This window comes from Bartonella melophagi K-2C (assembly GCF_000278255.1).
Lineage (GTDB): Bacteria > Pseudomonadota > Alphaproteobacteria > Rhizobiales > Rhizobiaceae > Bartonella > Bartonella melophagi.
Window position 1 is genome coordinate 188,423 of record NZ_JH725081.1, and the last position, 14,135, is coordinate 202,557.

General features: G+C 36.5%; 10 protein-coding genes. 6 read left to right on the top strand and 4 right to left on the bottom strand.

Translation table 11 applies throughout. The annotated features are described in order from the left end of the window. Window positions 1–380 precede the first annotated feature (380 nt). Both dnaJ and dnaK read right to left on the bottom strand, forming a co-directional pair. On the bottom strand, window positions 381–1,511 hold the full coding sequence (gene dnaJ, locus ME3_RS00770; RefSeq protein ID WP_007476207.1) for a molecular chaperone DnaJ: 1,131 nt from the start codon (window positions 1,509–1,511) through the stop codon (window positions 381–383). A 160-nt stretch (window positions 1,512–1,671) separates the two neighbouring features. Further along, window positions 1,672–3,567, bottom strand: coding sequence for a molecular chaperone DnaK (gene dnaK / locus ME3_RS00775; protein WP_007476209.1), 1,896 nt, complete (start codon window positions 3,565–3,567; stop codon window positions 1,672–1,674). 770 nt (window positions 3,568–4,337) lie between these two features. On the opposite strand from dnaK, the gene ME3_RS00780 reads away from it, so the two are divergent. The 4 genes from ME3_RS00780 to thpR all read left to right on the top strand — a co-directional run bounded on the left by ME3_RS00780 (window position 4,338) and on the right by thpR (window position 9,712). Further along, entirely contained in the window at window positions 4,338–4,856 is a 519-nt protein-coding gene (locus tag ME3_RS00780) for a copper chaperone PCu(A)C (protein ID WP_007476210.1), read from the top strand. A gap of 859 nt (window positions 4,857–5,715) precedes the next feature. Further along, window positions 5,716–6,438 (top strand): response regulator transcription factor, encoded by a 723-nt coding sequence (locus ME3_RS00785; protein ID WP_007476211.1) that lies wholly within the window; start codon window positions 5,716–5,718, stop codon window positions 6,436–6,438. A gap of 39 nt (window positions 6,439–6,477) precedes the next feature. Next, a complete protein-coding gene (locus ME3_RS00790) occupies window positions 6,478–8,262 on the top strand; it encodes a sensor histidine kinase (RefSeq protein WP_007476212.1) in 1,785 nt (594 codons plus the stop codon). 910 nt (window positions 8,263–9,172) lie between these two features. Then, window positions 9,173–9,712, top strand: coding sequence for an RNA 2',3'-cyclic phosphodiesterase (gene thpR, locus ME3_RS00795; RefSeq protein WP_007476213.1), 540 nt, complete (start codon window positions 9,173–9,175; stop codon window positions 9,710–9,712). Window positions 9,713–9,814: 102 nt separating this feature from the next. Here thpR and grpE read toward each other — a convergent pair whose 3' ends face one another. Then, window positions 9,815–10,489 carry a nucleotide exchange factor GrpE gene (grpE, locus tag ME3_RS00800; protein ID WP_007476214.1) on the bottom strand — a complete coding sequence of 225 codons (675 nt, stop codon included), beginning with the start codon at window positions 10,487–10,489 and terminating at the stop codon, window positions 9,815–9,817. Window positions 10,490–10,610: 121 nt separating this feature from the next. After that, complete coding sequence (gene hrcA / locus ME3_RS00805) at window positions 10,611–11,681, bottom strand: heat-inducible transcriptional repressor HrcA (RefSeq protein WP_039952423.1); 1,071 nt, start codon at window positions 11,679–11,681, stop codon at window positions 10,611–10,613. 606 nt (window positions 11,682–12,287) lie between these two features. Here hrcA and rdgB point away from each other — a divergent pair. Continuing rightward, window positions 12,288–12,932 (top strand): RdgB/HAM1 family non-canonical purine NTP pyrophosphatase, encoded by a 645-nt coding sequence (gene rdgB / locus ME3_RS00810; protein ID WP_007476216.1) that lies wholly within the window; start codon window positions 12,288–12,290, stop codon window positions 12,930–12,932. Further along, the gene (gene hemW / locus ME3_RS00815; protein ID WP_007476217.1) at window positions 12,932–14,131 is read left to right on the top strand and encodes a radical SAM family heme chaperone HemW; all 1,200 of its coding nucleotides are present in this window, start codon (window positions 12,932–12,934) and stop codon (window positions 14,129–14,131) included. The genes rdgB and hemW overlap by 1 nt, the downstream gene beginning before the upstream one ends. Window positions 14,132–14,135 lie beyond the last annotated feature (4 nt).

Sequence of the window (14,135 nt, forward strand, 5' to 3'; positions counted from 1 at the left end):
TTCCATTATATTTTACAAAATATATAACAAAAAACGTTGAATATATTGAAATTTGTGCAATCAATTCACAATCTCTTCATAGTGTAGAAACTACAAAAAACTGAAGAACAGATGCATGAAATCTATAGTTAATGATTACTCTAATTGCGTCCAATGAAAAGTATTTTATACATAAATCTTAATGAAACTATGCTTATCGTCCTTAATCTCAGGCAGAGAATTGACTATTCTTATATTTTCTAAAACCATCCTCTATAGGTATTTTAGAGATTATACTTAAAGAAAAACCTGTTAGGCTACCTGATTTAAGAATATGTATGACAGATTTATTGCAAAAACATTCGTGTGTATTTTTTTGTCGTTCTTTGCCTGTGTCTATTTTATGAATTTTGACCAGCAATGTTCTCAAAAAACTCTTTCATACGCGAAAAAAAACCATGTGATTGCGGTGAATTTTCATGGTTGGAAAGCTTATCAAATTCTTGCAATAATTCACGTTGTTTTTGCGTCAATTTTTGCGGTGTTTCAATAGTAATATGTATATAAAGATCACCCCTTGTTTGTTGGCGTAATATAGGCATTCCTTTACCTTTAAGGCGGAATTGATGCCCATTTTGCGTACCTTCTGGAACCTTCACTCGGGCTTTGACACCATCAAGATCAGAAACCTCAAACTCTCCTCCTAACACAGCCGTAATCATCGAAATAGGCACACGGCAATGAAGATCTGCCCCATCTCGCTGAAAAAATTCATGCGGTTTAATGGAAAGAAAAATATAAAGATCACCCGCAGGACCTCCACGAGTTCCAGCATCACCTTCACCAGAAAGACGAATACGAGTACCATCTTCAATACCCGCTGGAATATTGACCCGCAACGAACGGTTTGCTTCCACCCGTCTTGTACCATGGCATTTTGAACATGGATCTGTAATAATTTCACCACGGCCATAACAAAGTGGACATGTTCGTTCAATAGAAAAAAAGCCTTGCGCAGTACGCACACGCCCAGCCCCATAACAAGTGCCACAAGTTTGTGGCTTAGAGCCTTTTTTTGCACCCGATCCCTCGCAAACATCACACACAATGGAACTGGGAATATTAATTTGCGCCGTTTTACCTGCAAATGCTTCTTCTAATGTCACTTCCATATTATAACTTAGGTCTGCACCACGTTCACGGCCATCACTACGTTTACGATGTCCACCGCCCATGATTTCACCAAAGAAATCTTCAAAAATATCAGCAAATCCACCACCAAACGGGCTAGCCCCTTCACGACCACCATTTTCAAAAGCGGCATGACCAAATCGATCATAAGCAGCCCGCTTTTGAGGATCTTTTAGAACTTCATAGGCTTCACCAATTTCTTTGAATTTTTGTTCTGCTTCTTTATCCCCTGGATTACGATCAGGATGATATTGCATTGCCAGCTTACGAAAAGCAGATTTCAGCTTTTTATCATCACATCCACGCGTTACGCCGAGAATTTCATAATAATCAACTTTCATCATGTATTCCTGATAAATTTTCCGTCATCCATTTCAAGATAATATTTGTTTTAATCTACATTCTTTAAGCAACAAAGTTATAAACTTGCTCCTAAATAACAAAACCCAGCCTTATATTTCACAGGCCGGGTTTATTAACTTATAAATACATTTGCTTCAACTATTTCTTTTGATCATTAACTTCTTCAAAATCAGCATCCACAACATCATCATTTTTTGTATCTGTTTCAGTATCAGCCTTTGCTTCTGTTTCTGAAGCTTCATACATAGCTTGTCCAAGCTTCATACTAACTTCTGCTAATTTTTGCATCTTCACTGTTATTTCTCCGGTATCAGTACCTTCAAGTGCAGTCTTTAAATCAGCCATTGCTGTCTTAATCTGACCTTTATCTTCAGGCGACACCTTATCACCATATTGGGCCAAAGATTTTTCAGTTGAATGGACAAGCGCTTCTGCCTGATTTCTCGTTTCAACACTTTCACGACGCTTTTTATCCTCAGCAGCATGTGCTTCCGCATCTTTAACCATATTTTCAATGTCAGCATCACTCAGACCACCCGATGCTTGAATACGAATCTGATGTTCCTTGCCAGTACCTTTATCCTTGGCCGAAACATTCACAATACCATTTGCATCAATATCAAAAGTGACCTCAATCTGAGGAACACCACGTGGTGCTGGTGGAATACCAACAAGGTCAAATTGAGCTAATAACTTGTTATCATTAGCCATCTCGCGTTCACCTTGGAAAACACGAATAGTGACAGCATTTTGATTGTCATCAGCTGTGGAAAAAGTTTGCGATTTTTTAGTTGGAATGGTGGTATTGCGTTCAATTAGACGTGTAAATACTCCACCTAATGTTTCAATACCCAAAGATAAAGGTGTAACATCTAAAAGCAATACATCTTTTACATCACCCTGCAATACACCCCCTTGAATAGCAGCACCCATAGCTACAACTTCATCGGGATTAACGCCTTTATGTGGATCTTTACCGAAAAAGCTTTGTACTACTTCCTGAATTTTAGGCATACGGGTCATACCACCCACTAAAACAACTTCATCAATTTCACCAGCGCTTAAGCCCGCATCTTTTAATGCAGCTTTACAAGGCTCAATAGTACGCTGAATCAAATCTTCCACTAACGATTCAAACTTCGCCCTGGTTAATTTCATCGTTAAATGTTTAGGACCAGATTGATCAGCTGTGATAAATGGCAAATTAACCTCAGTCTGCTGTGACGAAGATAATTCAATTTTTGCTTTCTCGGCTGCTTCTTTCAAGCGCTGCAAAGCCAGTTTATCATTTTTCAGATCAATCCCATGTTCTTTCTTGAATTCATCCGAAAAATAGCTAACTAAACGCATATCGAAGTCTTCACCACCTAAGAATGTATCTCCATTGGTTGACTTAACTTCAAAAACACCGTCTCCAATTTCAAGAACAGAAATATCAAATGTACCACCTCCAAGGTCATAAACTGCAATAGTTTTACCGTCCTTCTTATCTAAACCATAAGCTAAAGCAGCAGCTGTAGGTTCATTAATGATTCGCAACACTTCAAGCCCAGCAATTTTACCAGCATCTTTAGTCGCTTGACGCTGTGCATCATTAAAATAGGCAGGAACAGTAATAACCGCTTGTTCAACCTTTTCACCCAAATAAGACTCCGCAGTTTCTTTCATTTTTTGCAAAATCATTGCTGAAATCTGCGATGGAGAATATTTCTTCCCTGCTTCTTCAACCCATGCATCACCATTGTCACCCTTAACAATTTTATAAGGTACAAGCGCTTTGTCTTTTTCAACCATAGGGTCATCAAAGCGGCGCCCAATCAGACGTTTAACCGCAAAAACCGTTCCTTCAGGGTTGGTAACCGCTTGCCGTTTTGCAGGTTGCCCAACAAGCCGCTCACCACTATCGGTAAAGGCAACAACAGAAGGTGTAGTGCGCGCTCCTTCTGAATTTTCAATAACCTTTGCATTTTTGCCATCCATGACAGCAACGCAGGAGTTGGTCGTCCCCAAATCAATACCAATTACTTTTGCCATATTTTAATCTCCATTCAGCAAGCTGTCTAAACCTTTATCAAGCATCTTTCCAAGACAGCTCCTTATCACATTAAAGCCTGCTTTTGATTTCAATACTATAAACAATAACTTGAGAATCATAACAAGTCTGTTAGTTCGTATATAAGAACAGCTTTTTACCCCTACAAGAGAATAACGAGAGAAACTCCAAAATAAAAATTTTATTAAAATAAGCATTCGTACTTTTAATATCTTTGTTAAAATATATTTCTACAACTAAGACAAGTACAATAGCATATCTCTCACAAAGCTGTAAATTACGCCTATAAAACTTGAAGGAATAAGAATAATTGCTCCATTTCCCTTAGCCTTTATTTTTCACAGTAATTTAAAATATTCAAGGAAAAGTTATAAAAGCATTCTGCACACACAATAAGTTTACACAAATTTCTAATCATGCTTAAATAGACTTTACATTGGCTGCAGTAAATCAGCCTTAATTAATACACATAAGTATTTTTGCATTGCTTATAGAATTAAGCCCATCTTTGAAAAAAGCAAAACTCTTAACTTTTTATATTCTCGAACTTATTTTTTCTCTGATCATCTTGAACTTTTCTCACCTTCTTAATAAATATGTGCACAACACTCCCCTTTTCTTAATCATTCACACAACATAATTTGCGCAACATTACCTTTTATTGGTATGTGTAAAAATTGTACTTAAATTAAAATGAACTTATTAAGAAAACCAGCCAACAATGATAACACGCCCCAAAATGGAGAATTTTATGGACACACGTTATACACAATATGCATTTAAAAGTATCATTATCTGCATTTTGTATGTTTTTATTTTTGCCTTTATAACTCTACCCGCAATTGCAAATGTTGACCAGTACAAACTTGGCGATTTAGAAATTATTTACCCTTGGACACGGGCAACGCTTAAAAGTGCAAAAGTTGGTAGCGGTTATCTTCATATCATTAATCACGGTAATACCCCCGATCGCTTAATTGCTATTTCAATGGATGGAGTACAAGAAACAGAAATTCATTCTATGACAGCAGTTAACAATATCATGCAAATGAAAAAACTGTCCAATGGTATTGAAATTCCAGGCAATGGTGAAATCATACTGAAACCTGGTGGTGACCATATCATGTTTTTAGGACTTTCACAGCCATTTCAACAAGGCAATAAAATCAATGCAAAGTTAACATTTGAGAAAGCTGGAGCAATTAATGTTGACTTTTTTGTAGATGCTATAGGAGTCACATCATCTTCGAAGCCAGGTGCTGTTCAATAAATTTTTGCAGAGTTATACGATACGATAAGAATATGACTTTTACGCTTTTTAATTTTTTTAAGAATACTATCTAATTATCTATAACTTATCATAAAAAATAGGGAGTCTATTTTATTAGTCTATCATGTCTGATTAATGTCAGAAACGTACAATATTTGTTCGAAGTAATTGATCAAACAATTTTAACATTGACCCTTTGGTCTCAAAATGAGCGTATTTAGCCCTTTGCATAAAACCTTCTTTAGATTTTAACCTTATACGGTCGCAGATTTGTAATCTTATAATCGGCCCAATCTTAACAGAAGAAATACCACACGAATTAGTCACAATTAAACTACTTCTTCAAACGTTTGCTTAATCTTTAACTTCTCTGCTCAAAAAATCTTGTAGTCTTCAATCTAAGATATTGATTTGTATCAAGAAAAAATTATGAAGTATAATTTTAAGATTGTTTTCTTTATGTTCATAATTACCTATATTAATTAACTAATTTTAGAAAAATTCAAAATCCCTTTATAATTTTCTTTCGTACAATAATAGCATACCTTTAATAGTACGCCTTTTTTCCCTATATCACCATACTGTTAGAATAGATTAGGTGCATTCATAAATTCCAACCATTAAAAATGGTAGATTTTGTAAAAAACACCTCAATGAAAACTTACACTAAGCGAGGGAATCCTAACTAAGCAAAAACGCATTACAAAACTGCAAAGAAAAAATAGTCTTTACCATTAAGACGAAATGTATTTTACTTTGCCACAATTTGTACCATATTTGTTTTGCAAAAAAAATATGAACTCTCATATAAAAGCTATGGGCGATTTTCTGCCACAGCGATAGAAAGGTCTAAGAAGCTATGAAGGATACTCCAGCAATCACCCAAACGATTGTACTTGTTGATGATGATCGCAATATTTTGACATCCTTATCTTTTGCTCTTGAAACAGAAGGCTATCGGGTTGAAAGCTATACAGATGGAGCATCTGCGCTTAAAGGCTTAACGCTACATCCCCCTCATTTAGCTATTTTTGATATAAAAATGCCACGAATGGATGGGATGGAACTTTTGCGTCGACTGCGTCAGAAATCTGATATCCCAGTTATTTTTCTTACATCTAAAGATGATGAAATTGATGAACTTTTTGGGCTTAAAATGGGTGCTGACGATTTTATTACCAAACCCTTCTCTCAACGTCTTCTTATTGAGAGAGTAAAAGCGATTTTACGCCGTTCAAACGCTCGCAATCAATCGCTTCTAACAGGGACATCACCCGCCTCTTCTCTTAAACGTGGAGATCTCGTTATGGATCAAGAACGTCACACCTGTACATGGAAAAATAGACCTGTTATATTAACAGTTACAGAATTTTTGATTCTGCAAACTTTAGCACAACGACCAGGAGTTGTTAAAAGTCGTGATGCTTTAATGGATGCCGCCTATAATGATCAAGTTTACGTAGATGATCGCACCATTGATAGTCATATTAAACGTTTGCGTAAAAAATTTAAACAAGTGGATGATGATTTTGCAATGATTGAAACGCTTTATGGCGTAGGTTATCGTTTCCATGAAGTTTAAAGTTATTGTGTCACGACAGTTTGAACAACAATCAAATCAATGACAACAAATACCCAATCAAGCACTGTATCAAATAAAACACCCAATAATGTTTCCTCTGCACGATTTCCTATGCTTGCTCATTTGCATTTTCGGGGACAGCGTTTATTTAGACAATTGTTCTTTTCTAGTCTTACACGCCGCATTGTCATTTTAAATCTCGCTGCCCTTGGCATTTTGGTTACAAGTATTTTATATCCTAAACAATTTCGTGATGGTTTGATTGAAGCAAAAATTGAAAGTTTGCGCACCCAAGGAAAAATCATTGCTGGAGCCATTGCTGCCTCCGCAACAGTAGATACTAATTCTATTTTAATTGATCCCCAAAAACTTTTGGAATTACAAGCTGGAGAAAGTGTTACACCAACACCTCAATCAACCGACACTTGGGATTTTCCTATTAATCCGGAGCAAATAGCTCCACTTTTACGCCGCCTTATCACACCCAAAACAACAAGAGCACGTATTTATGATCGAGATGCCACTTTGCTTCTTGATTCACGTGTTCTTTATTCCAGTGGAATAGTTTCTAGCTATGATCTTCCCGCTATTGAAACAAAACAAAGTCCCTGGAAACGTTTATATTCATGGTTTTCACATGCACTCTACGGTGGTGGCCTTGCTCTTGATAGAGAGCAAGCAAAAAATAATGGTGATATCTATCCAGAAGTTTATCAAGCATTAAATGGTTCTTCCGCTACTGCTCAACGACGTAACAAATATGGTCAATTGATTGTTTCGGTTGCTGTTCCTGTGCAGCGCTATCGTGCAGTAGTTGGTGCTCTTTTGCTTTCAACCCTTAGTTCAGACATTGATAATATTGTGAAAGCTGAAAGGCTTGTTATTTTTAAAGTTTTTGCAGTTGTTGGTAGTGTACTTTTGGTACTTTCTTTGTTTTTAGCCTATACAATTGCCAATCCATTGAGCAAATTATCTGCCTCTGCCAATCGTGTGCGTCATGGTAACAATAAGCGGGTAGAAATTCCTGACTTTTCAGAACGTGAAGATGAAATTGGCCATCTTTCAACTTCTATACGCGATATGACTAACGCCCTTTATTCACGTATTGAAGCTATTGAACGCTTCGCTGCCGATGTGAGCCATGAATTAAAAAATCCTCTTACTTCGCTGCGCAGCGCTGTTGAAACGCTACCATTGGCTAAAAATGAAGCAGCACAAAGACAACTGTTTGAAATTATCCAACATGATGTCCGTCGTCTTGACCGTTTAATTACCGATATTTCTGATGCTTCACGACTAGACGCAGAACTTGCCCGTGAAACTGCGCAAATTGTTGATATGAGTCAACTTTTGGAAAGTCTTATTCACGCCGTTCGTGAAGTATATCGTAATAAGCAAACTATTAATATCAGCCTTAATATTATACCGCGCCCTTACGGTAAACCTTATCTTGTTTTAGGACATGAATTACGTTTAGGCCAAGTTATTTCCAATCTCATTGAAAATGCGCGTTCCTTCATTCCCCGTAACAATGGTGAAATCCGTATTACAATGAAAAATAATGCTTCAACTCTTACCTTAACTGTTGAAGATAATGGCCCTGGCATTCGTTCAGAGAGTATTGATCATATTTTTGAACGTTTTTATACTGACAGACCAAATGAAGATACATTTGGACAAAATTCAGGACTTGGTTTATCTATTAGCCGACAAATTATTGAAGCTCATAATGGAACACTCACTGCTGAAAATATTATGGACCCCTTACTTGAAAATAGCAAAACTGGTGCACGGTTTATTATTGTTCTTCCCCTTGCCAAATAGAACCTTCTACTCACAATACACCAAGGTGTAAGAAAAAATAAAATATTGCTATACTAATTATCTCCAACTAAAGAATAAAAGCTGAATTATCAATCCTTCTGAACAAAGAAAATTATTCCTTTCTCTTGCCTTACTTGACTGCATGGGCTAACCACAACATAAAGTAAAACTGATTAGTGATTAGAATGCGATATTGTGCGCAAAAAATAAAAAATGCCGCAAATAACATTCCAGAAAATTTAAAGAATAGCATTTAAATTTGTAAAGTTGCCTTTTACAATAGAATTTAGAAAACGAATTTATCAGTTGCATTATTCTCTTTAATTTTGAATATGAGTATTTTTCCATTAATCAAATTATTGAATTTGTGAATTAATACACCCTTTTTTTAAAATTTTTTAGCTTTCATAAAATACAACTTATAGCCATTTGTTAAACTATCAAAATATTCTTTTTAAAAACATTACTCTTAACTCTTAGTACACTGTAGTGTTTTGTATAGTAATAAAAATTCTCGAAAACAGAAAAACTTACTTTTTAGTTAGACATGTTAGAGCGTAATCTTTTTGCCATTTTTTGAGTCAATAAAGGTTATTAAATAATCAGACTTTTTAAGTCCCCCTTATTTTAAGCTGTATTCAGTTGCCACTAAAATGGATAAACACTTTATTGTTTCACAAATTGTATATCAAATTTGCTGTTCTAATATTCACACAAAAGTTTCTTTATTGTGACAATACCACCCTTTTCAGCACAAATAATCTTATGAATTCAATTAATAATATAGGGCTAGTTATTTCTGTCTACATCATTATCCATCTTATAATAATTGGCTCTATCTTAGTTTATCCATCATCACATTCAAAACATTTAAGCGTCAAAATTGTCTTCCAACCAATAAGGAGGCTCTATGCCACGTCTATTTGCTGCTATTAAAATCCCTCAAGAAACAACAAAAGTACTTATATCATTGCAAAATGGCTTGCCAAAAGCCCAGTGGATTAACCCACAAAATTTCCATGTCACCTTGTCTTTTTTTGGAGAGATCGCAAACTCTGTTGCTGATGAACTTATTGAGGCTTTTGATACAATAAAATGCCCTCCTTTTATGCTCCAACCTAATGGTTTTGAAATTTTTGGTTCAGAAATTTCTCCTCATTCTCTGGTTGTTCGCATAAAACCCTGTGAACCCCTCACCCTTTTACATGAGAAAATACTATGCATTCAGAAATATTTAGGATTAGCTTCTGATGAGACGCAATATACTCCCCATATTACCCTTGCACGACTGCTCGATGTTCAACCTAAGGACCTTTCTTCGTATTTATCTGCTCGGAGTGATTTTTCTTGCCCTCCCTTTGCAGTTGATCACTTCGTTTTACTCCTGTCGAAAGACCCCTCAAGTGATGCCCTTTATATTGTAAAAGGAAGTTGGCCGCTTCAAGCATAAGAGCACTTTAACCAAGTACTCTTTAAAGTTGTTCTAATAATTGCCTTAACAATGTAAGGTCGCATATAAAATAATATGCCTTTATAGTTTAAAATATCTTTTTTACTGATGTGTTGAGGCTGGGTCAACTTTAATAGAATCTTCTTTAAGTCCCCCCTTAGCTACACCAACCATGGCCGGACGCAAAACACGCTCACCAATAATATAACCTGCCTGAACGACTTGCTGTACAGTATTATCAGGAACATCAGCGTTAGGAATTTCAAACATTGCCTGATGAAAATAAGGATCAAATTTTTGCCCTTCTGGGTGAATCTTTTTCACTCCATGACGCTCTAAAGCTGTCATCATGGCCCGCTCTGTCATTTCAACGCCTTCTGCTAACATTTTTAAACCAGTATCATTTTCGCGTGCACCTTCTGGAATAGCTTCTAAAGCACGATTAAGATTATCAGAAACAGATAACATATCGCGGGCAAAATTAGCGATTGCATAAGCCCTTGCATCAGCTACATCACGTGTTGTACGACGTCGAAGATTTTCCATATCAGCAGCAAAACGTAAAAGTTGATTTTTTAGTTCCTTATTTTCATTCTGTAAATCAACTAAGGGATCCGTAGACTCACTTTCTTTTTCTTCAACGTTTTCGCAAACCTCTTCTTTATTCATTTTCAAAAGCTCATCAGCAACTTTTTCAAGTGCTTCGCGATCGTTTGGATTTTTTAGATTACAATTTTCAAATGAAGCATCAGCAAATTTGTTTTTTTCGTCAGACATAAAAGTTCCATTCCTTCATAAGATTTGTTATTTCCGATATTGAAATTTTGCAGATAAAAATCAAGAGGTATTTATTCACCTTAACATAATGAGTGTCTACAATAAAAATGCCCGATACAAGCTAACGCAATAACTGTGACATAAGTTGAGCTGTATAATCAACCATAGGTACAATTCTTGCATAATTAAGCCGTGTTGGTCCAATAACACCCAAAGCGCCAATTACTCTTTGCTGTGCATCGCAATAAGGTGCTACTACTAAAGAAGAACCTGAAAGCGAAAACAGCTTATTTTCTGAACCGATAAAGATACGAACCCCCAAACCTGCATCTGCTAAATCAAGCAATTGTGCCATACTTTCACGCGTTTCAAGATCATCAAATAAATGCCGTAACCGCTCTAAATCTTCTTCTGCTTTTACATCTTCAAGTAAATTGCTTCGCCCACGAACAATAAGATGCATCTTATGATCTGAATCTTCTCCCCCCCAAAGAGCCAATCCAGTTTCAACAAGATGATGGGATAATTGATCAAGTGCAGCCCGCGTTTCCACACATAAACGTGCAATTTCTGTTTTAGCTTCATTGAGTGTACGTCCTTGAATATGAGCATTGAGAAAATTTGTTGCTTCCGTCAATTGCGAATGCGTAACGCCTTCTGGCAAATGAATGATGCGGTTTTCAACCTCACCTTGTTGTGTCACTAAAACTGCAAGAGCATGTTCGCAATCAAGACGTACAAATTCAATGTGTTTTAATGTACCTTCATGTTTCATCGCTAAAACCAACCCCGCTCCACGTGAAAGGTCTGAAAGAATTTGGCTAGCTTGGATCAAAAAATGTTCAACTGATTGTGTATGACCTGCTTCTTTGACTTGAAATTCAATATTCTCACGTTCCTCAGATGGTAAGTCGCTTACTTCCATAAATGCATCAACAAAAAATCGTAAACCTGATTGCGTTGGCATTCGCCCTGCAGATACATGAGGTGCATAAATCAAACCAAGGTGTTCAAGATCACTCATTACATTGCGAATTGTCGCAGGTGATAATGTTTGTTGTAAAAGCCGCGACAGATTACGTGATCCTACCGGCTCACCATCATTAAGATAAGCTTCAACAATATGGCGAAAAATATCACGCGACCGTTCATCAAGCCCTTTAAGCTCACCGGTAATAGATGCTTGTTTTATCACAATTATTTCACCATTTCAAAAACACTTTTTCTTATATAAGTTTTATTAAGGTTTGGTCAAATAGTCTAAAGCAACGTAAAAAGCATATTACATATTTATTGCCAAAAGTACTATCGTTTTATCATCAAAGGTACCATCATAAAAAGAGAGGCTATTTTATGTAGCATTCTAATCTTCATCCTTCTCAAATACAAATAATCCTCTTTGAATAAGATCTCTAAAAAATTATAGAAGGATCAAATTCCGCAAAATTTGGTAATACTTACATTTTATAATTATTTAAGTTAGACACCAATATAAAAAATTTTCTCACGATAAAATCCTTAAAAACCATAAGGGTATTATTTCCTGTCATATCTATAAAATATATTCATGATTGACTTTAACTATGATGTAAATTTACAAACTAAACCTGATACTTATTTTCGTTATAATAAGTCGCAAAACTTTTGTGGACGTGAAAAACCACCGCAAATAAATCTCTCAAGTTGTATTGATCACTTTATTTATTGGAATTAAAACCGGTATTGTTAAATTTATTCTCCTATAAAACAAGTTCTCACCCCAACAAATAATTCATCCCTCATATCAGGAGAGATACGTATGAAACGTATAGGAAATCAAAAACTTGTTATTGCTACACATAACGCCGGAAAATTACATGAAATCACCGCATTAATTGCTCCTTTCGGCTTAACAACACTCTCAGCAAAAAAGCTCGGTTTGCCCGAACCAAAAGAAACAGGAACAACATTTGAAAAAAATGCCTATATCAAAGCCTTTGCAGCAGCAAAAACTACACAGCTTCCTGCTTTATCTGATGATTCTGGTTTGGAAATAGACGCATTAGGTGGTGCACCAGGCGTCTATACAGCCGACTGGGCCATTCAGCCTGATGGTACACGTAATTTTTCAAAAGCTATGCAAAAAATAGAAGATGAATTACAAAAAATTGGAGCCCTTGGAAAAAGCCAGCGTAAATGCCGGTTCATATCAATCATCTGTGTTGCATGGCCCAATGGCTATGCAGATTATTTTCGTGGCAGCGTTGAAGGCACATTCATTTGGCCACCACGTGGAAATAAAGGTTTTGGTTTTGATCCCATTTTTCTACCAGATGGATATGAAAATACCTTCGGTGAAATGTCAACAGAGCAAAAACATGGCTGGACACTTAATGATAAAACACCCCTTTCCCATCGCTCACGCGCTTTTAAGCTCTTCGTGGAAAATTTTTTGGTATCCTAATGATTGAACCCTTCGGTATTTACATTCATTGGCCTTTTTGTGTTGCTAAATGTCCTTATTGTGATTTTAATTCGCATGTGCGCAAAAATGGGGTAGATCAACAGCGTTTTGTAGCCGCCTTTAAACGCGAAATGGCAACACAATATCGTATGATAGGTCCCCGTCATATTACAAGTATTTTTATAGGCGGTGGTACACCTTCCCTTATGACACCTCAAACTGTTGATGCTTTACTACAAACCGTCGCCCAAAATTGGACAATCGACGATAAAGCTGAGATCACACTAGAAGCCAACCCTTCCAGTGTAGAAGTAGAGCGCTTTCGCGGCTACCATGCGGTAGGTATTAATCGCTTATCTTTAGGTGTACAAGCACTCAATGATAAAGCTCTGCGACAACTTGGCCGTCTTCATGATGTTAAACAAGCTCTTTATGCTATCACTTTAGCACGTGAAATCTTTACACGTTTATCTTTTGATTTAATCTATGCCCGCCCTGAGCAAACGCTTAAACAGTGGAAATATGAACTTTCCCAAGCTATTGATTTAGCAGCAGACCACCTTTCCCTTTATCAACTAACCATTGAAGAAGGGACTGTCTTTAAAAAGCTTCATGCCGCAGGAAAACTTATTCTTCCAGTATCGCAACTGGCAGCAGACCTTTATAATCTTACCCAAGAAATAACGACTATGCACGGCCTTCCCGCTTACGAAATCTCAAACCATGCAATGCCTGGTGCTGAATCTCGTCATAATCTTCTTTATTGGCGCTATAATGAATATGCAGGTTTTGGCCCAGGAGCACATGGACGTTTTATACAACGCCCGATGGAAAATTTCCCCACTTTTTCAAAAATACCACTATCCAAAACTGAAAAACTTGAACGTTATGTCACAATGAATGAAAAACATCCCGAACGTTGGCTTGAATTGGTAGAAACTACAGGCCATGGCTGTATCGAAACAGAACAATTAACAAGAAGACAACAGGCCAACGAAATGTTGCTCATGGGGTTGCGTCTTTCAGAAGGTCTTGATCTTACACGCTATGAAACTTTAAGCTTAAAAAGTTTATCACCAGTCAAACTTGCCAATTTACAACAACAAGGCTTGGTAGAAATGGTAGACAACCAGCGTTTAAAAGCTACAACTAAAGGATATATTGTTCTCGATCACATCATTAATCAATTGGCAAATTAACACT

Excerpts from the sequence above, each read along its gene's own strand:
- dnaJ (WP_007476207.1), bottom strand. The coding sequence starts at position 1,511 with ATGAAAGTTGATTATTATGAAATTCTCGGCGTAACGCGTGGATGTGAT.
- dnaK (WP_007476209.1), bottom strand. The coding sequence starts at position 3,567 with ATGGCAAAAGTAATTGGTATTGATTTGGGGACGACCAACTCCTGCGTT.
- ME3_RS00780 (WP_007476210.1), top strand. The coding sequence starts at position 4,338 with ATGGACACACGTTATACACAATATGCATTTAAAAGTATCATTATCTGC.
- ME3_RS00785 (WP_007476211.1), top strand. The coding sequence starts at position 5,716 with ATGAAGGATACTCCAGCAATCACCCAAACGATTGTACTTGTTGATGAT.
- ME3_RS00790 (WP_007476212.1), top strand. The coding sequence starts at position 6,478 with ATGACAACAAATACCCAATCAAGCACTGTATCAAATAAAACACCCAAT.
- thpR (WP_007476213.1), top strand. The coding sequence starts at position 9,173 with ATGCCACGTCTATTTGCTGCTATTAAAATCCCTCAAGAAACAACAAAA.
- grpE (WP_007476214.1), bottom strand. The coding sequence starts at position 10,489 with ATGTCTGACGAAAAAAACAAATTTGCTGATGCTTCATTTGAAAATTGT.
- rdgB (WP_007476216.1), top strand. The coding sequence starts at position 12,288 with ATGAAACGTATAGGAAATCAAAAACTTGTTATTGCTACACATAACGCC.
- hemW (WP_007476217.1), top strand. The coding sequence starts at position 12,932 with ATGATTGAACCCTTCGGTATTTACATTCATTGGCCTTTTTGTGTTGCT.